At 36.8% G+C, this 20324-nt stretch carries 20 protein-coding genes and 1 riboswitch; of the genes, 1 reads left to right on the forward strand and 19 read right to left on the reverse strand.

What is annotated here, in order from left to right; translation table 11 throughout:
* Positions 1–172 precede the first annotated feature (172 nt).
* The 4 genes from GGQ84_RS08825 to GGQ84_RS08840 form a co-directional block, all read right to left on the reverse strand.
* A complete protein-coding gene (locus tag GGQ84_RS08825) occupies positions 173–388 on the reverse strand; it encodes an alpha/beta-type small acid-soluble spore protein (protein WP_429161802.1) in 216 nt (71 codons plus the stop codon).
* Positions 389–578: 190 nt separating this feature from the next.
* Entirely contained in the window at positions 579–2585 is a 2007-nt protein-coding gene (locus GGQ84_RS08830; RefSeq protein WP_429161804.1) for an ATP-dependent DNA helicase RecG, read from the reverse strand.
* A 9-nt stretch (positions 2586–2594) separates the two neighbouring features.
* Positions 2595–4211 (reverse strand): DAK2 domain-containing protein, encoded by a 1617-nt coding sequence (locus GGQ84_RS08835; protein WP_429161805.1) that lies wholly within the window; start codon positions 4209–4211, stop codon positions 2595–2597.
* Between the two features lie 13 nt (positions 4212–4224).
* Positions 4225–4581 (reverse strand): Asp23/Gls24 family envelope stress response protein, encoded by a 357-nt coding sequence (locus GGQ84_RS08840; RefSeq protein WP_429161807.1) that lies wholly within the window; start codon positions 4579–4581, stop codon positions 4225–4227.
* 186 nt (positions 4582–4767) lie between these two features.
* On the opposite strand from GGQ84_RS08840, the gene rpmB reads away from it, so the two are divergent.
* Positions 4768–4959: a 50S ribosomal protein L28 gene (gene rpmB, locus GGQ84_RS08845; RefSeq protein WP_429161809.1), complete on the forward strand. Its 192-nt coding sequence runs from the start codon at positions 4768–4770 to the stop codon at positions 4957–4959.
* A 43-nt stretch (positions 4960–5002) separates the two neighbouring features.
* Here rpmB and GGQ84_RS08850 read toward each other — a convergent pair whose 3' ends face one another.
* From GGQ84_RS08850 to fmt, 15 genes are all read right to left on the reverse strand, one after another.
* The gene (locus GGQ84_RS08850) at positions 5003–6376 is read right to left on the reverse strand and encodes a putative glycoside hydrolase (RefSeq protein WP_429161811.1); all 1374 of its coding nucleotides are present in this window, start codon (positions 6374–6376) and stop codon (positions 5003–5005) included.
* Positions 6377–6476: 100 nt separating this feature from the next.
* A complete protein-coding gene (gene ribH, locus GGQ84_RS08855; RefSeq protein WP_429161813.1) occupies positions 6477–6947 on the reverse strand; it encodes a 6,7-dimethyl-8-ribityllumazine synthase in 471 nt (156 codons plus the stop codon).
* Positions 6948–6969: 22 nt separating this feature from the next.
* Positions 6970–8172: a bifunctional 3,4-dihydroxy-2-butanone-4-phosphate synthase/GTP cyclohydrolase II gene (locus GGQ84_RS08860; RefSeq protein ID WP_429161815.1), complete on the reverse strand. Its 1203-nt coding sequence runs from the start codon at positions 8170–8172 to the stop codon at positions 6970–6972.
* Positions 8173–8184: 12 nt separating this feature from the next.
* On the reverse strand, positions 8185–8838 hold the full coding sequence (locus GGQ84_RS08865; RefSeq protein WP_429161816.1) for a riboflavin synthase: 654 nt from the start codon (positions 8836–8838) through the stop codon (positions 8185–8187).
* Positions 8823–9944, reverse strand: a complete 1122-nt coding sequence (ribD, locus tag GGQ84_RS08870; RefSeq protein WP_429161818.1) for a bifunctional diaminohydroxyphosphoribosylaminopyrimidine deaminase/5-amino-6-(5-phosphoribosylamino)uracil reductase RibD — start codon at positions 9942–9944, stop codon at positions 8823–8825. The genes GGQ84_RS08865 and ribD overlap by 16 nt, the downstream gene beginning before the upstream one ends.
* 83 nt (positions 9945–10027) lie before the next feature.
* Positions 10028–10145, reverse strand: a riboswitch (FMN riboswitch).
* A 24-nt stretch (positions 10146–10169) separates the two neighbouring features.
* The gene (locus tag GGQ84_RS08875) at positions 10170–11216 is read right to left on the reverse strand and encodes a histone deacetylase family protein (RefSeq protein ID WP_429161820.1); all 1047 of its coding nucleotides are present in this window, start codon (positions 11214–11216) and stop codon (positions 10170–10172) included.
* 30 nt (positions 11217–11246) lie between these two features.
* A complete protein-coding gene (gene rpe / locus GGQ84_RS08880; protein WP_429161822.1) occupies positions 11247–11897 on the reverse strand; it encodes a ribulose-phosphate 3-epimerase in 651 nt (216 codons plus the stop codon).
* 1 nt (position 11898) lies between these two features.
* Positions 11899–12786, reverse strand: coding sequence for a ribosome small subunit-dependent GTPase A (gene rsgA / locus GGQ84_RS08885; RefSeq protein WP_429161823.1), 888 nt, complete (start codon positions 12784–12786; stop codon positions 11899–11901).
* An 11-nt stretch (positions 12787–12797) separates the two neighbouring features.
* Positions 12798–14657: a Stk1 family PASTA domain-containing Ser/Thr kinase gene (pknB, locus tag GGQ84_RS08890; RefSeq protein WP_429161825.1), complete on the reverse strand. Its 1860-nt coding sequence runs from the start codon at positions 14655–14657 to the stop codon at positions 12798–12800.
* A gap of 29 nt (positions 14658–14686) precedes the next feature.
* Entirely contained in the window at positions 14687–15391 is a 705-nt protein-coding gene (locus tag GGQ84_RS08895; RefSeq protein WP_429161827.1) for a Stp1/IreP family PP2C-type Ser/Thr phosphatase, read from the reverse strand.
* Positions 15392–15402: 11 nt separating this feature from the next.
* The gene (gene rlmN, locus GGQ84_RS08900; protein WP_429161829.1) at positions 15403–16503 is read right to left on the reverse strand and encodes a dual-specificity RNA methyltransferase RlmN; all 1101 of its coding nucleotides are present in this window, start codon (positions 16501–16503) and stop codon (positions 15403–15405) included.
* A gap of 61 nt (positions 16504–16564) precedes the next feature.
* Positions 16565–17920: a 16S rRNA (cytosine(967)-C(5))-methyltransferase RsmB gene (gene rsmB, locus GGQ84_RS08905; protein WP_429161831.1), complete on the reverse strand. Its 1356-nt coding sequence runs from the start codon at positions 17918–17920 to the stop codon at positions 16565–16567.
* Positions 17921–17922: 2 nt separating this feature from the next.
* Positions 17923–18594, reverse strand: coding sequence for a zinc metallopeptidase (locus tag GGQ84_RS08910; RefSeq protein ID WP_429161833.1), 672 nt, complete (start codon positions 18592–18594; stop codon positions 17923–17925).
* Between the two features lie 29 nt (positions 18595–18623).
* Complete coding sequence (locus tag GGQ84_RS08915; protein ID WP_429161834.1) at positions 18624–19382, reverse strand: DUF116 domain-containing protein; 759 nt, start codon at positions 19380–19382, stop codon at positions 18624–18626.
* On the reverse strand, positions 19383–20324 hold the full coding sequence (gene fmt, locus GGQ84_RS08920; RefSeq protein WP_429161836.1) for a methionyl-tRNA formyltransferase: 942 nt from the start codon (positions 20322–20324) through the stop codon (positions 19383–19385).

Below are 20324 nucleotides of genomic sequence, written 5' to 3' on the forward strand. Positions count from 1 at the left end.
TGGACACCCTTGTCATTGGCTAGTGGTTCCCACTACCAAGCCCACAGCGGACTTTCACCGCCAAGTTACCGCCCGTGCCGGGCACACATAAAAAAGCCAAGTAAGATAACTTACTTGGCTTTAGGCTCTATATTATCTATCCAGCTAGATGGGGCTGGATAGGTAACATTCATTACTGCTGAGGTGATTGATTAGCAGCTGATTGCTCATATTGCTGGATCATTTTCTTTACCATACTTCCACCAACGCTACCATTCACTCTAGAAGGCAGGTCTCCTTTGTAGCCTTGGTAGTTAGAGATACCTAGCTCTTGAGCAGTCTCATACTTCAACTGATCAAGTGCTTGCCTAGCTTCAGGAACAAGTACTTTGTTGTTGTTTCTTGGCATCTTGTAATCACCTCCTTTTCTTGATTTATTTTTAGTATGGCTTCTAACTTATTGAGCTATACTAGTAGTATTTGCCTAAACGAAATTGTGCTTTGACGCGCCAGTAAATCTTATTTCGTTTAGTCAGTAGTTATTTTAAACAAAAATGGCTTAAAGAATACCAGTAAAGATAAACCAAAAAAAGAGCGAACTAGATTCGCTCTTTTTCAATAAAATCAATAACATTATTAAAAATTTCTTTATCTTCAACTGGATTTAAAATCCTAAATTCGGATTTTCCATGCTGTTTAACTCCTGATAATTCTCCTGCTCCTCTAAGTTTAAAATCGTACTCCGCTAATTTAGAACCATCGTCAGTTTCTAAAAAAAACTTTATTCTCTGTTTAGCTAATTCTCCTGTAATGTTGCCCATTAAAAAACACTGAGCTTTTTCCTTTCCTCTTCCAACTCTACCCCTAAATTGGTGTAACTGGGACAATCCAAACCTCTCACAGTTGTTTATAACAAGAATATTAGCATTTGGATTATGAATACCTACTTCAACTAATGAAGTAGCCACTAATAAATCGATTTCACCTTCATTAAATTTAGTCATAATTTCGTGCTTTTCATTTTCTTTTAATTTTCCATGAATAGCAACTACATTAAAATCTTTAAAGATCTCTTCTAACTCTGACTTTAAATTTAATACTGCCACCATTGGACTACTTTCATTATTATCACTATGCGTATTTTCTATAGAAGGGCAGATTACATAGGCTTGATTTTCCTGCTCCAACTCAACCTTTAGATAATTATAAAGGTCGGTCTTTTTGTATTCAGGTACAAAATAAGATTTTACTTTTCCCACTCTAGAACTTGCTTCTAATGTGGAAATATCTAACTCTCTATAAATTGCAAAGGCCATTGTTCTAGGAATAGGAGTCGCACTCATATAAAGAGTATCTACTAAATGCTTTTTCTGCATTAGTGTTTCTCTTTGCTTAACTCCAAACTTGTGTTGCTCGTCTATGACTATTAAACCTAGGTCGCTAAAAATAACATCCTCTTGTAATAAGGCATGAGTTCCTATTAATGCTATCGGTTCTTTTGTTTTCAATTTAGCTAATATTTCTTTTCTGACACTATTTTCAGTGGAACTTGTTAGAAGATATACTTTCTTCCCTAAATCTTTAAAAATCTTTTCTGCAGCTTTAATATGTTGACTAGCTAACATTTCTGTTGGCACCATCATAGCAGCTTGCAAACCACTACCTATAGATTGTAGCATGGCTAATATAGCTACCACTGTTTTTCCACTGCCTACATCACCTTGTAATAGTCTATACATCTGATAAGGAGAACACATATCCTTTTGTATTTCTGCAAGCGCTTTAATCTGACTATCCCTTAAAGCAAAAGGAAGATTAGAAATTGCATTCTTAACTAGTTCGATTCCTTTTTCCTGAACAGAGATATCACATTGTTTTTTCAACCTATTGGTTCGAGAAATGCTGGCATCAATTTTAGCCTTAAAAGCTTCCCAGTGCTTAATAGTAATTACGGCTGCATTCAATTCACTGATATTTTTAGGAATGTGAATTCCCACATAGGCTTTAGTTAAAGGAAGTAATTCCAATTCTTGTGTTAAATTATGATAAAGGGAGTACATACTCCCTTTATTGCTTATTTGTTCATTAGCATATATAAGTGCTTCTTGTATAGATTTTTCCCAAAAGTTTTGTCCTAACTGAGCTCTTCCTTTACCTATCACTGAATAAACAGGCCGTATTAATTTTTTTGTCTTTGTCTCTACAATTTCTTCAGCCGTAAATGCCTTTTTGCCACGAAACAATTTTGCAGTACCGTAAAAAAAGTATTCTTTACCCACAATTAAGCTAACCTTGTGATAGGTATTATAGAATTTTGAGATATCTCGTTGAACTTCAAGTCCATTTTCCACAAAAAGAGTAGTAATTGTTAATAGCTTTAAATGTCTTTTTAACTTCTTTTCTTTATAAGCTAACACTGTTCCCTTTATAACTGCTTTACTATCAACAGCTATTTGATTTATATTCATTACGTTTTCATAATTTATATACGTCCTGGGAAAATAATTAATCAAATCATAAATATTATAAATACCAGCCTCTTTAAGCTTAGTCTCTCTCTTAGGTCCAATACTTTTCAAAATAGATGTTCTCTCACTTAATATCATTTTAAACCTCTATTCGACAGATATCAGATAGTAATAAAGTGATTGCCCTCCATAATGCATTTCAACCTCTACTTCAGGATACTCCTTTACCAACTGTTGTCGAAGTTGATCTGCTTGCTCGAAGTTTACCTCTTCTCCGTAAAATAAGGTTATAATTTCATGTTCATGAGCATCCATGTTTTGAACAGTTTTTAAAACTGCTTCGTTTATATCACTACTCTGAATAACTATTTTGCCACTTACTAATCCAAGTATCTCTCCTTCCTTAATTTCCAGATCATCGTACTTGGAATCGCGAACAGCATACGTTATTTCACCAGTCTTAACGGTTTTGGCCCCTTCTGTCATTGTTTCAATGTTTTCATCTAAGCTGGCCTCTGGATTATAGGCAATAAGTGCAGCTACAGCTTCAGGTATAGATTTAGTGGGCACAATGCCAACTTCTTTATTCTCTGATAGGGCTTTTGTCTGTTCTGCAGCTAATATTATGTTGCTATTGTTAGGTAAGATTATAACTTTTTTAGCATTGACCTCTTCAACAGCTTCTAGTAGGTTTTCTGTACTGGGATTCATAGTTTGTCCCCCAGTCACAATATTGTCCACACCCATACTATCAAGTATTTCAATTAATCCATCTCCAGTAGCAACACTTACAATTCCTATTTCTTTTAGTTCATCCTGTAAAGGTTCTGGCTGCTCTGCTTCAATACTTTGGTCAGCCATATTATCTATTTTAATTTCATGTAATTCGCCATATTTAATACAGAGTTCTAGAGCTTGATCAGGCCGATTTGTATGAACATGGACTTTGCACATGTCTTGGTCGCCTACAACTAGAAGGCTATCACCTAAATTAGTCAGCTCATTCTTAATACTTTCTAAAGGCAAACTTCCACCTGTCACAAGAAATTCTGTACAATACCTGTACTCTATCGGCCCTGATACTGCTTTACTAATGCGTTCAACAGCATCAGTTTGATGCACAGGAGCAAAGTCAAACTCCTCTCCCTGTAATCCTCTCATTCCACCTTCAAGAATTACCAGGAAGCCTTTTCCTCCTGCATCTACTACTCCAGCTTGCTTTAAAACATGTAATTGTTCAGGCGTCTTTTTTAGTGCTACCTCACCAGTGTGTATAGCTGTAGCTAAGGTTGATAAAATATTATCTGTCTCCTTGGCACCGGAGACAGCCCCTGCTGCCACTTCCTTAGATACGGTCAAAATTGTACCTTCCACAGGCTTCATTACAGCATTATAAGCTGTTTTAACCCCAGCCTGAAACGCAGTTGCTAGTTCTTTAGATTTAACTTGATTATTTTCTGCTGCCACTAGCTTTTGAGCCATGCCCCTAAATATTTGAGACAAAATTACTCCTGAATTACCCCGCGCTCCCATTAAGGAACCCTTTGAAAGAGCTTCAGCTACATTAGCTATATTTAAATCTGTTTCAGGTATTTTATTTATTTCATTTATAGCTGATTGAAAAGTCAAAAACATATTAGTTCCCGTATCGCCGTCTGGTACAGGAAAAACATTTAAGGCATCCACTTCTGCCTTTTGTGCCTCTAGATTTTTGAAACCACCTAATATGAAATTTTTAAGTTCCTTGCCACTCAAAGCTTCCAAAACATAATCCCCCTTATTCAGTAACTCTTACACCTTGAACTAATACATTAACTGCTTCAACAGTTACACCAGTCATAGCTTCTACATCGTATTTTACTCTATCCATTACATTTTGAGCAACTTCAGATATTTTTGTGCCATAACTGACAATAATATGTACTTCGATAGTTAAGCTATCGTCGCTAGTATTAACATAAATACCTTTTGCCAACGCCTCTCTTCCCAAGAGTTCTGCAAAGCCATCTTTTAGCTTCCGCGAAGACATTCCCACTATACCGTAACATTGAACTGTAGCGTGTCCAGCAATCATGGCTATCACGCTTTCAGATACATTGATATGTCCAAGTTCATTTGTTTGTATACTTTTCATTATGTACCCTCCCTCTTATACCTTTGCTACCTTTTTCGACACCGCATAAACTCTTTCCTGCTTATAAGTATAATTATATATTACAGTATTATTCCCCAAAATGCATTGTAATTTTCTTGCTTATATTAAATCATTCTGGTATAATAATATAAGTTATTGTGACATGCTTTTGAGGAGGTGGAAGTTATGGCAAAAAAATGTGAGGTTTGTGGAAAAGGAATTAGTACTGGCATTAAGTTAAGTCACTCACATATTAGAACAAAAAGAACATGGTCTCCTAATTTACAAAAAATAAAGGCCATTGTAAATGGTTCACCAAAAAGAATAAAAGTTTGTACAAGTTGCTTGCGTTCAGGTAAAGTTGTACGAGCAGTATAAAAAAAACCGCCTTTGGCGGTTTTTTTATATATCCTTTAAATTTTTAATCTTCCATTCCTGTAGTATAATCTACTCCTTCAGTGTAACTGTTACCTGCATTCCACAGTAAATATTCATGTACCCCTTCTTCATTTAACGCCCTGATTTGAGCCTCTACTTCTTCTTTTCCATATCTAATGTAGTTGCCTCTTCCTAACCATGGTGCAGTAAAATCCTGAATCCACGGCCTAGAGGTAGGTGGATTTTCTAATTCATTTAGTATTTCTTTTTCTAACTGTATATATCTTTTTATTAATTCATATGGTTCAGTGTCTGGTCTAGCAAGACCAAAGTTACCTGGGCCCCAGTGGCTTGGGTAAATCATTGATGAAATCACGTCTACATTGCTGCTTATTTTTCTAAAATCCTGGCCTATACCATATGCTGCAGGTCGAATGGCTGCATATCCAAAAATATCTACAGATACATCCACACCATAGGGTTGTAACTCTTTATAAGCATATTCAACAAAGTCAGTAACAGCTGTTACTCTAGCTAAACCATTGCTATATTCTGGCACCTTCAAATTCTTTACATCATCAAAATTTTCTTCACCTATTACATTAGAGCTTACTTCTTTCCTCCACTGTTCTATAAGCTTAGGTAACAGTTTTTCCTCTGAATAATCACCTTTAGAGTACTGCAAAGATGTATCTCTGTTTTCAAATCCTTCAGGAAACCTAACGTAATCAAACTGAATTTCTTGGAACCCCATTTCTGCAGCCATTTTTGCAATTTCAATATTGTAATACCATACTTCTTTTAGAAAAGGATTGACAAAAGCTTCATCACGTCTATTTTTCCAAACATGTCCATTTTGTGTAAATGAAAGATCCGGTCGCTTAGCGGCCAAAACAGAATCCTTAAATACTACTATCCTGGCAATTGGATATATATTATGTTCCTCTAGTTGTTCCATCATCTTCTGAGCATCTTTAATATAGTTTTTACTGATGTCATCGTAATCTGTTCCCTCAAGCTTCATGGTAATGTATCCGTGGTCTTCTTTAATGTCAATAACCATAGCATTCAAATCGGTACTATTAACTAGGTCTATCAATCTATCAAACCTGGAAACACCCACAGTATTACCTGTGACATAGATTCCTCTAACTGCATCTGGATACTCAAAATTGTATGTATTTGTTGTTATTACTTCTTCTTCACTTTCTAATTCCCCATCTTCCTCATCATCTTTAGGTAAAACTGTTTCCTCACTAGGATGTTTTTCTTCTATCTTTTCTACAGGTTGCTCATTGGGATGCTCTTTTCCCTCTGCAATAAAGTAAATAAAAAAACCTGCTATTGATATGAAGAATATCATTGCTAGAATTAGCACAGAATCCTTGCGCGCCTTTGGTTGCTTTTGTTGTTCCATGATTTTCCCCCTATTATTTAACTTCTTAGTTACAAAGTTCGACTAAAAAGTCTAAATACCTTTTGTTGTTTGAGGGGAAAAGCCATGGTAGTTTGTGGTCCTATTCTATGTCCATATTTTTCATTAAGTTAGCCATTTCAATTGCCGTTACCGCTGCGTCCCAACCTTTGTTTCCAGCTTTAGTTCCAGCTCGTTCAATGGCTTGTTCAATTGTATCCGTGGTCAGTACACCAAAAATTGTTGGAACATCACTATCTAGGTTAACTTTTGCAATCCCTTTACTGACTTCACTGCACACATATTCAAAATGAGGTGTTGCCCCTCTTATTACTGTCCCTAAGCAAATTACAGCGTCGAAGTTTTTAGCTGCCATTTTTTTTGCCACTAGAGGTAATTCAAAGGCCCCTGGCACCCATGCAACGCTAACATCACCACTCTTGACTCCATGTCGCTCTAGAGCATCTAAAGTTCCTGATAATAATTTTGAAGTTATAAACTCGTTAAAACGTCCAACAACAATACCAACTTTTAAGCCTTCTCCAATTAAATTACCTTGATATACTTTGTTCAAAACAATCACCCTTTCACTATTATTAAATTGATAAATGATGGTTTAACTTACATCGCTTTGTATTTAAATACTTTTTATTAGATTCTACTGGAACAATTTCTAGGGGAACTCTCTCCACAATTTCCATCCCATACCCTTCTAATCCCTTGATTTTCCTCGGGTTATTTGTAAGTAGCTTTATCTTCTTTACTCCCAAATCAGAAAGAATTTGAGCTCCTAAGCCATAGTCACGTAAGTCTGCTGGAAAACCTAGTATTTCATTAGCTTCCACCGTATCCTTACCCTGGTCTTGAAGCTTATAAGCCTTCATCTTATTAATTAAGCCAATACCTCTGCCCTCTTGCCTCATATATAGTAGGATACCGGTCCCCTCCTCTTCTATAGCATTCAATGCAGTAGCTAGTTGGTCTCCGCAATCACACCTGATTGAACCAAAAGCGTCTCCTGTTAAACACTCTGAGTGGACTCGAACTAAAACTGGTTTATTTGGATCAATTTCACCTTTTACTAACGCTAAGTGCGCTTCCCCACTTAATTCTGTTTCATAGGCTACTACTTTAAATTCACCATATTTAGTAGGCATTTCTGCATCTACTACTTGTTGAACTAACTTTTCTGTTTTTCGCCTATAGGTAATAAGATCAGCAATAGTAACTATTTTTAGATCATGCTTTTTAGCAAATGGAATTAACTGCTCTACCCTGGCCATAGTACCATCATCATTCATGATTTCACATATAACTCCTGCTGGATATAGCCCTGCCATTTTGGCAAAGTCTACTGCGGCTTCTGTATGTCCAGCTCTCCTCAGTACTCCACCTTCTTTAGCTCTCAACGGAAAAATATGACCTGGTCTTCTTAAGTCCTCAGGTTTTGTTTTATCATCTAGTATTTTCTTGATTGTAAGAGCCCTTTCTTGAGCAGAAATACCTGTAGTAGTTTCTACAGCATCTACAGATACAGTAAATGCTGTTTCCATATTGTCTGTATTATTTGTAACCATAGGTTCGATCTTTAATTGGTCTAACCTATCTCCAGTCACTGGCATGCAGATTAATCCCCTACCATATGTAGCCATAAAATTAACATGATCCGAAGTTACTTTTTCTGCCGCCATCAGTAGATCGCCTTCATTTTCTCGATCCTCATCATCTACAACTATTATCATTTTACCCATTTCTATATCAGCTAACGCTTCATCGATTGTATTAAAAACCACGCCCATCACCCCTTCTTTTTAATAGAATCCGTGTTCCATTAGAAAGTTTCTATTAACTTTACTCTGAGTATTTTTAGTTTCTTCTTTATTTAAAGTAAATTTCTCCACATATTTTCCAATTAAATCCCCTTCTAAATTAACTACCTCTCCAGTGTCTTTGTGTCCTAAAGTCGTCTCCTTGGCAGTATGAGGAATAATGGAAACTGTAAAGCTGTTTTCTTTGTGCTCTACTATAGTCAAGCTTATACCGTCTATGGCGATTGATCCTTTCGGTAGTATGTATTTCATTACAGCTTCAGGCGCTTCAATCTCTATTAAAATCGCAATATCAAGTTGCTCTTTATTGATTATCTTCCCCGTTCCATCAATGTGTCCTGTAACTAGATGTCCACCAAGCCTGTCCCCAACTCGTAAAGCCCTTTCTAGATTAACTACACTTCCCCTTTTCAATTTTTCCAGCCCTGTCTTTTGTAAAGTTTCAGACATAACTTCTACAGCAAAAAATTCTCTACTGTATTCCACAACAGTTAAACAAATGCCATTAACGGCAATACTGTCACCTAACTTAACATCTGTTAAGACTTTATCCGCTTTGAGTGTTAACTTGGCAGATTTGGCACCTTTTTTTAAGTTTTCAACCTTACCTAACTCCTCAACTAAACCTGTAAACATGGTTTGTTCTCTCCTCGTTTAATATTGCCTTTAATTAAAATATCTTTTCCTAATACCTCAGTAGAAACAACTTCCACTGGTACAGCTTGTTCCATTTTAGTTATACCCATATCTCCAATTGGGGAAAAGGCCTTACTTCCGCCTACTAGTTTCGGGGCTATAAACCACCATATTTCATCTACAAAACCTTCTGTCACAAAGGATGCAGCAATTGTTGCGCCACCTTCAACTAGTATACTATTTAAACCATGATTTGCAAGCCATTTAAGTACCCAGTCTAATTCTGACTTCACTTCTCCGCTCCCAGAAACTGGTACCGCTTTAACTCCAGCGTCGGTTAGTTCTTTTAACTTAACTTTGCTCACTTCTCGGTTGCAAAAAACTATCGTGTCAGATTTTGAATTTAAGGTAACCACTTTACTATTAATGGGTAATTTTAAATATGAATCTAAAATAATTTTTACAGGATTCTCTCCACCTTCGGGAAGTCTAGTATTCAGTTGGGGATCATCTTGAAGCACCGTATTTATTCCTACTAGGATGCCATCCACTTCATCCCGCAGTTGATGTACCCTATGCCTTGCTTCACTGCCTGTGACCCACTTTGAATCCCCTGTTTCTGTGGCAATTTTACCATCTAATGTCATAGCTGTTTTATAAATTATATAAGGAATATTAGTCACTTGCCGCTTAATGAAATATTTATTCAATGCTTTTGCTTCAGCCTCAAGTAGGCCAACCTCTACTTCCACTCCATTTGCTCTTAACTTTTCTATTCCCCTGCCGGCAACTTTAGGATTTGGATCGACCATAGCCACGACTACTTTTTTTACACCTGCTTTTATTAATGCGTCAGCGCAGGGAGATGTTTTTCCAAAATGAGAACAAGGCTCTAAATTAACATAAACAGTACTTCCTTTAGCTTTAGTACCTGCTTCCTTTAGAGCATTAACCTCTGCATGGGGTGTACCAGCTTTTTTGTGGTACCCTTCACCTACTATTTTACCATTGTTGACAATTATAGCTCCTACCAAGGGGTTTGGTGAGGTTCTTCCCTTTGCTTTCACTGCAAGTTTAATTGTTCTTTTCATTAATTGTTCTTCCAAAGTATTTATGCCCCCTTTAAATACAAAAAAGCCTGAAAGATGTTATACATCCCCCAGGCTAAAAAGACACAATAACCCCTTATGCCCCCCTTCTCTCATCCAGACTTTACTGTCGGCTCTGGAATCACACCAGATCAACCACATAAGTGGCTCGCGGGCTCTACCGCCGGTAAGGAATTTCACCTAACCCCGAAGGAAATGTAAATTTATTATATCATAATTTTTTTATAACTGCCAATACCTTTTTTGCCATTTAATAACACTATCTAGCCTTTCTCTTGCTTCTGGACTAAAGCTATTATCACATTTCTCTTCATAAAAAGCATCTTTAAGCTTAACATTCATTAATCTGCTCATGACAGCTGCTGCAGGTTTTCCAACACCTGGAATGCTATAGCCTCCCTCCAAAATAAAAGCGGCTTTCCCATCACACAATTTTTCAGATATAGCTAAAATTTCATCTGTAAGCATTTCATATCCCTTTGCGTCCAATGAAAGGTTGGTAAGTGGATCCATGTAATAGGCATCTAAACCTAAAGCTACTATAATCAGATTAGGTTTATATTGATTTAAAATAGGCTCAATTATTTTTTTAACAGCGAAATAGTAACCCGAGTAGCCAGTTTGTTTAAGAATTGGTATGTTTATATTGTACCCCTCTCCATCACCACTGCCTGAATTCCTAATAAAGCCAGTCCCAGGAAAAAGAGGACTCTGGTGAATTGAAAGGTATAAGGTTGTTGCATCTTCGTAAAATATTTTTTCAATTCCGTTGCCATGATGAGCATCTATGTCTATAATAGCAACCTTTTCTATGTCATCATAATTTTTTGCAGAAACTGCAGACATGGCTGTATTGTTAAAAAGACAGTATCCCATCCCCCTATCTCTTTCGGCATGATGTCCTGGAGGACGAATTAAAGCAAAAGCCTTTGAAACCTCTCCTTCTAATAATAGGTCTACAGCCTTTACAGCACCTCCACAGGATAATAGGGCAATTTCATAGGATTTATCACAGACAACTGTATCTGGATCCCATCTTCCCCCTCCACTAGCAGCAAACCTTTCTAAACATGATACATATTCTGGGGTATGTATTTTGGTTAACTGATCCAAAGTTATTTTCTCCGGTTCAAAAAAGACAAACCTATCCCACAAGTTATTTTCTTTTGCGTGCTTTTCAATCTCAATAATCCTCTTCTTGCTTTCTGGATGCACTTGTGTGTCATGTAAGAGATAATCACTTGATGTAATCAAACCAACCTTATGCACTAATCACACCCCTTAGGTATTTCAAATTTTTTATTTTATATTTTTTAATTCATTTACTGCATTAGCAATATCTTCAGCTTTAAAGATTGCAGAACCGGCTACTAATATTTCTGCTCCTGCTGCCACTACTTTAGCACCGGTTTCTTTATTTATACCCCCATCCACTTGAATTGGAATAGAAAGGTTGTTACTCTCCATTAATTTCTTTAAATCATTTATCTTTGTAATAACTTCAGGTATAAATGCTTGCCCTCCAAAACCAGGGTTTACTGTCATCAATAATATTAAGTCAATTTCACCTAATACGTACTTAATAGTTTCTAAGGGTGTACTGGGGTTTAGAGCTACCCCAGCTAATTTATTGTTTTGCTTTATATTTTGTAGTGTTCGATGTAAATGTGGGCATGCCTCTACGTGAACGGTAATTAAATCAGCACCTGCATCGGCAAAGTCTTTGATGTAGTTATCCGGATTCTCTATCATTAAGTGGACATCAAATTTCATCTGAGAATGAGGCCTGATGGCTTTAACCACTGGAGCCCCGATTGTGATGTTTGGAACAAAATGACCGTCCATTACATCGATGTGCAAGTATTCAGCACCTGCGCTTTCTACAATTTCTATTTGCTGTTTTAATTGACTAAAGTCTGCTGATAAAATAGATGGTGCTATAGCTGTCATATTATTTGTATCTCCTTTCAGTCTCCTCAATTTCCTCTAAAAAATGCATATAATCATTATATCTACTTTCTAAAATTTCATTTTTTTCTAGCGCATCTCTAATTGCACAGCTTTTTTCTTTTATATGCCTGCAACCAGTAAATTTACAGTCCACTTGCTTTCTTTCAATCTCCGGAAAGCAATAGCTTAGGTAATTACTGGGAATTTCGCTTAATTCCAAATTGCTAAAACCCGGTGTATCAGCAACTATTCCCCCAGTAGATAGGGGCATAAGTTCTACATGCCTAGTTGTATGTCTTCCCCTTTTTATTTTCTTGCTTACTTCCCCCACCTTAAGGGATAGTCCAGGGTGGATCTTATTAAGTAGACTAGATTTTCCTGCTCCTGATAGTCCGGCAAAAACAGTAGTCTTGTTTTGGAGTTCTTCCCTAAATTCTTCAATACCCAAGTTTTGTTTTGCACTTACTAAAATAACTTTGTAGCCAATAGTTTCATAGTCCCTTATTATATCTTTAACTTCTTCTTGCTCGTTCTCATCAAGCAAGTCAGCTTTATTTAAACATATAATTGGCCTAATTTCTTTGTATTCAGCTAAAACCAAAAGCCTATTTAAAAAAGTTAATTGTAACTCTGGCTCTTTAACAGCCATTACAATAATAACCTGATCTATATTTGCAATTGGAGGTCTTACTAGTTGATTCTTCCTTGGTATTACTTTTTCAATAACACCTTTGTTATCAGCAATAATTGAAATTTCAACCTCATCTCCTGGCAAAAAGTCTTGTTTTTTTCTTCTGTATTTACCACGCAAACTGCATTCAATTTCTTCTCCCTTTATATCAACATAATAAAAACCACTAAAGCCTTTAAGAATTTTACCTTTTTCCATTCATCGACCTCCTATGGAACTTCTTGCTCTAAAACTAGCTCGCCATCTCTGTATATGCTAATAATTCCCTCTTCATAAAATTCAACTCGCTGTCTAATACTCCGGCCTCCCGGATGGTTCTCCTGGTATACTACTCTTTCACCCTTGATATCATTTACCACTATTTTAACTTCATATTCATCCTCTCCTCTGGGAAGAGGTATTCTCACATCTGCTCCAGAAGGAGCTGGTCCAGGTCCCGAGCTGATTGTCAGGTTCACATCTTCTCCCTGTAGGATAAGGTTATTTGCAGCCTTGTCTTGTCTAATAACTTGTCCTTCAAAAGCACTTCTGCTACTTTCATATGACACCGACCCCAATTCGAGATGCAGCTCTGTTAACCTTTCTTCTGCTTCACTAAGTTGTAATCCAGTTAAATCTGGCATTGGAATATATTGAGGCTCAATTCCTTGACTAACTTCAATAATAACCTCTGATCCTTGAGAAAGCATGGTGCCCTGTCTCGGCGTTTGTCTTCTTACCTTTCCTCGCTCCACAGTGTTACTATATACCTTCTCTTCTATCACTTCAAAACCCATGTTTTGCAACTTAATGGTGGCCTCTAAACCAGTACCTCCCACAACATCAGGAACACTTTTTAATACCGGCCCTTCGCTTACGTCCACAGTTATCACTCTATTTTCTTTAACCACACTTCCCGCTTCTGGCCTTTGGCTAATAATACGATCTTTTTCAATCTCTGGATGATTTCTGCGAACTCCCACTTCCATTTTCAGCCCTTGTTGACTTAACTTCTGACTAGCTTCGAATAGTGGTAGTCCAGCTACATCTGGCACTTCTACTTCTTCCACAGTTAATATAGCTCTAGCACCTAAGAACCCAATTCCAATAACTCCTATCAAAGCTAATGCTATAAGAACATATGCAATTGGTTTTAACTTCCTATTTTTCTTGTTCTTATCATATTCCTCTGTCTCTTTTACAGGCTCAATCACAATTGTCTCTTCGTTTTTATCATTCTGATTGTCTAATTTCTTCGTCGGTATGAAAGGCTCTGATTCTCTTTTTTCTAAATCCTGCTTTAAGTCACTAATACTTGCATACCGATCTACAATATTTTTTGCCATAGCTCGTAGTATTATGGTTTCCATGTATTCTGGCATTTCAGGATTGAGACTCCTAGGAGGCTCCGGATTAGTTTCAATATGCTTTAGTGCAATTGAAATGGGGCTTTCTCCTCCTGCAAAAGGAACTTGCCCTGTTAACATTTCGTACATAACTACTCCTAAAGAGTATATGTCGGATTTTTCGTCAGTTAATTCACCTTTAGCTTGTTCAGGTGAAAAGTAGTGAACGGATCCCATTACTGTTTTTGTATGCGTTACTGTAGCAGTACTTATAACCCGAGCTAATCCAAAATCGGCTACCTTTATTCTTCCCGTCTCTGTAATGAGAATATTATGGGGCTTTATATCCCTATGAATAATGCCATTTTCATGGGCATGTTCAATTCCATCACATATTTGTTTAACTATATCCACTACATTACTAGTGTCCATAGGAGCTTTCTCTTTTATGATTTCTTTAAGATTTTTTCCTTCTACATATTCCATAACTATATAATGTGTCTCATCCTGATAACCCACATCAAAAATATTTACTATATTTGGGTGAGATAAACTAGCTACGGCTTGAGCCTCGTGTCGAAATCGCCTTACAAACTCCTCATCATGGGCATACTCATCTCGCAACATTTTTATAGTTACAACCCTATTTAGAAGTGTATCCCTAGCCTTATAGACTAAAGCCATACCTCCTCCACCCAGTTTTTCTTGAATTTCATATCTATTTCCAAGCTTTTTTCCAAGCACTTAATGCACCTCTCTTTCCTGAGCCGTCATTAATATTCTACTGCTATAAGAGTGATATTGTCATGCCCACCTCTATCTAGGGCTTTATCTACAAGCTTTTTAACACCTTTTTCGATTGACTGATTTAAAAGAGTTTCCATCATTTGCTGAGAGTCCACTAGATTGGAAAGGCCATCTGTGCACAATATGATTAAATCTTCTTTTTGGATTTCATGACTAAAAACATCCACATTTACTATTGCTTGAGTTCCAATAGCTCTAGTTAACATATTTTTTTGGGGATGGAGCTTAGCTTCTGATTCTGTTATTTTACCCTTTTTTACTAATTCTGCCACTAAAGAGTGGTCTTCAGTCAAAAGCTTTATTTCATTATTCCTAACCAGATAAATCCTACTGTCTCCCACGTGAGTAACCCAGAGCTTAGCTTGGTGTATCTTTGCCACAGTTAGCGTAGTACCCATTCCGTTGCATTCTTCTTCTTCCTTTGATTTATTGTATATGGCCTCATTCGCCTTTAATACAGCTCTTTCTAAGTCTTCAGGTATAATTAATTCCTTATCAGTGCAAATATATTTTTTGACTTCTTGGATTGCCAAAGAACTTGCTACTTCTCCAGCAGCATGTCCACCCATACCGTCAGCAACTACAAATAACCCTCTATCTTGACAGCATAAATAATCATCTTCATTCCCTTTTCTCACTAAACCCTTATTAGTTAAGCCGTATGCTTTCATACTTCACCTCGTTATAAGTCGCTGTTTTTTTGCCTTAATTGACCACATGCAGCTAGTATATCTGTTCCCTTTTCTTCTCTGACTACTGCTTCAACTCCATTCCTAGTAAGTACCTCTTGAAATGCCCTTATTCTTCCTTTACCACTTCTTGCAAACTCAGTCAAGTCAACAGAGTTATAGGGAATTAGATTAACGTTTACTAACATTCCTTTTAGTAGTGTTGCTAATTGCACAGCATCTTCTTTACTGTCATTCACATCCCTCAACATAATGTATTCTATGGTAATACGTCGGTTAGTCTCTTCTATATAATCTTTACAAGCATCCATTAAATCATTTAATGGGTACACTTTATTTATTGGAACCAGCTTGTCTCTTAATGAGTCATTTGAAGCATGAAGTGATAATGCCAAAACTATTGGAGTGTTCTCCTCTGAAAGCCTTTTTATTTGTGGAATTAATCCACTAGTAGAAACCGTAATTTTTCTCAAAGAGATATTTAAACCCGCTTCAGTCGTAAAAATATCAATAGCCTTAAATACATTTTCATAATTAGCTAGGGGTTCACCCATACCCATAAAAACCACATTACTAACACGGTGCTGGTCATTCTGTTTCCACAATTCCCGTTGTATCAGTAAGACCTGTTCTACAACTTCTGCTGAACTTAAATTTCGTTTAAACCCACCTTTTGCAGTAGCACAAAAACTACACCCAATATTACAACCAACTTGGGTGGAAACGCATACTGTAAATCTTTTATTACCACTACTTTTGTCGTACTGCATTAATACAGTTTCTATAGTCTCATTATCATGTAGTCTAAACAAATATTTTTTTGTACCATCTTTAGAGCTTTGCACCTTTTCTATTTTCATGCTGTTAACGATAAAGTGGTTAGCTAGCTTTTTTCTCATTTCCTTAGGCAGATTGAGCATGTCCTCAAAGGATTCAGATCCATGTTTATAGACCCAATTATATATTTGCTTAGCTCTAAAGGGTTGAGAGCCTATGCTCTTTAATTTTCTTGAAAGTTCAGAAACAGTAAAATCACAGATGCTTTCCACAGTTTTCACAATAAATTCTACTCCTTTTATTCTATCATTTTTCATTATTTCCTCTTTTTAATATATCCCAACATCAAAAAGAACAGACAGGAAGTCTGCTCTTAAATTATATTTTCCTAAGTCTACAGACAAAAAAGCCATCAGTCTTATGTTTATGTGGCAAAAACTGAAAGTAACCTTTTTTAGCCATTATTTTGTCTTCTTCTTTAGGATTAAATGTTAATAGCTCTATTATGTTTTCCATTTTAAAGTTTTTATTCTCTCTTAAAAATCTTTCTACCAGCTCTAAGTTCTCTTCAGGTTCTATGCTGCAGGTACTATAAACTAGTACACCTCCAGGTTTAACACATTTACTAGCAGAGGTAATGATATTATATTGCAGTTTGGTTACTTCTGTAATTGAATCTAGAGTTTTGTTCCATCGAGCATCAGCCCTTCGCCCTATTACTCCGGTACCACTACAAGGTACATCTACTAAAACATAATCTACTTGATTAGTAACCTTATTGTGTAACTCTGTAGCATCTGCCACTTCAACTTTAATTGACGATAATCCCAGCCTTTGAGCATTCTGGTTTACTAAATCTATTTTATGAGGATGAATGTCATACGCCAGGATACTCCCCTTGTCTTGCATTAACTGAGCTAAATGAGTAGTCTTTCCACCAGGCGCACTACAAGCATCAATGACAACTGTTTCGGGTTTAGGCGCCAAAACATGACCTACTATCATTGAACTTTCATCTTGAGCAGTAAACAGGCCCTCTTTAAATTGATCTATTCTCCCCAGTGAATCGTATCCAGAAATTGCTATCCCCTCTGGCACAAGTTCACTCTCAATGCACTTGACCCCATTAGCTTCTAGACACTCAAACAACTGGACCCTATTTGTTTTCATAGTATTGCATCTAATCCAAGTAGTAGCTGGTTTGTTGTTTTCTTCACAGATACCCTTTGTTGCCTCAACCCCAAATTGCTTTATCCATTTCTCTACCAACCATTTTGGGTGAGAGAATTTTACTGCAATATAGGAAGCTGGGTCTTGGTCATAGTCAGGCCATTTTATATCGCCTATATTCCTAGAAATATTCCTTAGGACTCCATTAACAAACTTTACAATCCCTTCGTGAGCAAAACTCCGGGCGAGCTTAGCACTTTCGTTACAAGCTGCACTAACTGGAACCCTATCCATAAACATAATCTGATAAAGCCCTATACGCAGTATAATTAATACATTGGGCTTAATTTTTTTAAACTTGTTTTTTGTAAACTGATGAATAACCCAATCCAAAGTTCCTTTATGGCGCAATACACCATATACTATTTGTGTTATAAAGGAGCGGTCAGCCTTGCTTATATCTTTCCGCTCCAAAAATTTGTTAACAGTTATATTTGCATACCCTTTATCTACATCTATCTTGTGTAAAATTCGATAAGCTAATTCTCTTGTGTTGATAGTCAAAATTAGTCATCTCCAAGCATTCTCGAAATAAGAACTAGTCTAACTAACTCAAGGATTCCCACAAGTGCTGCTGCAACATATGTGAAAGCAGCTGCATCTAAAACCTTTTTAGTAGGCTTAACTTCATTCCTGTTTAAGAAACCACTGCCCTCTAATATGCCCATTGCTCTACTAGATGCATTAAATTCTACTGGTAGTGTAACTAATTGAAATAACACTATTGCTGTGAAAGCGTAAATGCCAAACTGTAGTAAAGCTGGCTGACTCATAAATATACCTAATAAAATCAAAGGGAATGCTGCTTTTGAGCCAATATTTGCAACTGGAACTAGTGTGCTTCTAATTTCTAGTGGGAAATATCCATCGGCATGTTGAATTGCATGACCTACCTCATGGGCAGCAACACCTAATGAAGCTAAAGATGTTCCCTGATATACTTTTGGTGACAATCTTACCGTTTGACTTTTGGGGTCATAATGATCATCTAACTCCCCGTTAGTCATCTCAATATTTACAGTGTGAAGTCCTTGCTCATTTAGTATAGATCTGGCAACCTGCGCTCCATTATAACCTTTCTCAGAAGCTACGTTAACATACTTGTTAAAAGTAGACTTAACCTTAAACTGTGCATATAACGGCAAAAGAATAGCAATAATCAATAAAATTAATGTCATTTGTTCTCCTCCTCTTTTTGTCTGATAATTTAATGTACTAAATTTTGAATTGCCTTTTCTACATTTTTAGCATCTACAAGAGTATTTAAGCATGGCCCCTCTGGTCTGTCATTTAAAACACCAATTACAGGTAATTTATTAGTATCTTGAATTCCCGACGTGAGGTCTCTTTCACATGCAATAGCTACTATTGCCCTGGGACGATACTCCTTTATGAACTTCCTGGCAAAGGTTCCACCAGTAGCTACTACAAATTTTGCACCGTATTTATTTGCAATATTTATTAGATCATCCACAGTACATTTCCCACAACGCTTGCAGTTATCTACATCCATGGTGATTTTATGGGGACATTGACTGTTCTGAAGGCAGTGGGGGGCTAAGATTAATATTTGATTTGCTTCTACACTTATCTTATTCGCTTCCACCAGCTGATTATTAACTTTTATAAAAGAACTTTTTATTTTATCCTCATCAATCCCCATAAGGACACCTAATCGTAAGGCGATAGGAAATAGCCATTCGGTAGAAGTTTGCATTAAGCTCTGTAACTTTGGAAAAGACTTGCCATGCCATAGGCTCCATACTAGAAAAAACAAGCCCAGTCCTACTACTAAAATGAAAATTGCACTAATCCCCCCCACTGCAACAAGAAAAAATGTCTGCAGTGCAGGTAACTTATTAGTAATTACTAGCCATAAGGCAACTATCATTCCCAAAAGAAATAATAAGCTCAATCCAATTAGGCCAATAAAAATTCTCTTTCTGGTGTAGGATTCTACTTCCATTTAATCACACCCAATATCTAAAATTTCTCCTTTTTTCACCTGATATCCTTTGACAAATTCAGTGGCATTCATTTTCTTCTTACCTGCTAGTTGTAATTCTGTAATAATTACCTGATTGCTAACTGCTTGTACTACAACTCCAGATGCATTTACATCTACAATTTTTCCTGGCTCCATTTCTGTATTAAAATTATTTCCCAGCTTTGCTTGCCATAGCTTCATTCTCTTACCTCTGTACATGGTATAAGCTCCAGGCCAAGGGTTTAACCCGCGAATTTGATTTACTATAAGCTGAGCATCATTATCCCAACTGACTCTTTCATGTTTTTGCTCTATCATAGGAGCATACGTCGCTTCCATTTCCTCCTGCATTACAGGCTTTAAGTCATTTGTCTCAAGCTTTTTAAGAACTTCACTCAAAGCTTCTGCACCTAAATCCATAAGCTTATCATGAATCTCGCCGGTAGTATCTTGTGGTTGGATAGGAATCTCACTTTTTAATAACATAGGCCCTGCATCTAACTTTTCTACCATGTTCATTATTGTTACACCTGTTTTAGACTCCCCATTCATTACAGCCCAATGGATAGGAGCTGCTCCTCTATACTTTGGAAGGAGGGAAGCGTGAACATTGATACAGCCATTCTTGGGTAATTCTAAAATATCTTTAGGTAGCAACTTGCCATAAGCAACCACTACAATAACATCCGGGGCGTACTTTTTTAATCTCTCTAACTCTTCATTAGACTTAAGGCTGATTGGTTGTTCTACTTGAATATTATTACTCAAGGCACATTCCTTTACTGGAGAGTACGTGACCTTTTTTCCCCTTCCCCTAGGTCTATCAGGTTGCGTATAAACTGCTACAACTTCTTGTGATTTAATTGTCTCTTTTAAACTGGGAACAGCAAACTCAGGAGTTCCCATAAATACTACTCGCAC

Source organism: Desulfitispora alkaliphila (assembly GCF_050433185.1).
Taxonomy (GTDB): Bacteria; Bacillota; Desulfitisporia; order Desulfitisporales; family Desulfitisporaceae; genus Desulfitispora; species Desulfitispora alkaliphila.

Excerpts from the sequence above, each read along its gene's own strand:
- GGQ84_RS08850 (WP_429161811.1), bottom strand. The coding sequence starts at position 6,376 with ATGGAACAACAAAAGCAACCAAAGGCGCGCAAGGATTCTGTGCTAATT.
- GGQ84_RS08895 (WP_429161827.1), bottom strand. The coding sequence starts at position 15,391 with ATGAAAGCATACGGCTTAACTAATAAGGGTTTAGTGAGAAAAGGGAAT.
- GGQ84_RS08865 (WP_429161816.1), bottom strand. The coding sequence starts at position 8,838 with ATGTTTACAGGTTTAGTTGAGGAGTTAGGTAAGGTTGAAAACTTAAAA.
- GGQ84_RS08915 (WP_429161834.1), bottom strand. The coding sequence starts at position 19,382 with ATGGAAGTAGAATCCTACACCAGAAAGAGAATTTTTATTGGCCTAATT.
- GGQ84_RS08830 (WP_429161804.1), bottom strand. The coding sequence starts at position 2,585 with ATGATATTAAGTGAGAGAACATCTATTTTGAAAAGTATTGGACCTAAG.
- rpmB (WP_429161809.1), top strand. The coding sequence starts at position 4,768 with ATGGCAAAAAAATGTGAGGTTTGTGGAAAAGGAATTAGTACTGGCATT.
- GGQ84_RS08825 (WP_429161802.1), bottom strand. The coding sequence starts at position 388 with ATGCCAAGAAACAACAACAAAGTACTTGTTCCTGAAGCTAGGCAAGCA.
- rlmN (WP_429161829.1), bottom strand. The coding sequence starts at position 16,503 with ATGAAAAATGATAGAATAAAAGGAGTAGAATTTATTGTGAAAACTGTG.
- GGQ84_RS08840 (WP_429161807.1), bottom strand. The coding sequence starts at position 4,581 with ATGAAAAGTATACAAACAAATGAACTTGGACATATCAATGTATCTGAA.
- GGQ84_RS08860 (WP_429161815.1), bottom strand. The coding sequence starts at position 8,172 with ATGGGCGTGGTTTTTAATACAATCGATGAAGCGTTAGCTGATATAGAA.
- rsgA (WP_429161823.1), bottom strand. The coding sequence starts at position 12,786 with ATGGAAAAAGGTAAAATTCTTAAAGGCTTTAGTGGTTTTTATTATGTT.
- rpe (WP_429161822.1), bottom strand. The coding sequence starts at position 11,897 with ATGACAGCTATAGCACCATCTATTTTATCAGCAGACTTTAGTCAATTA.
- GGQ84_RS08910 (WP_429161833.1), bottom strand. The coding sequence starts at position 18,594 with ATGACATTAATTTTATTGATTATTGCTATTCTTTTGCCGTTATATGCA.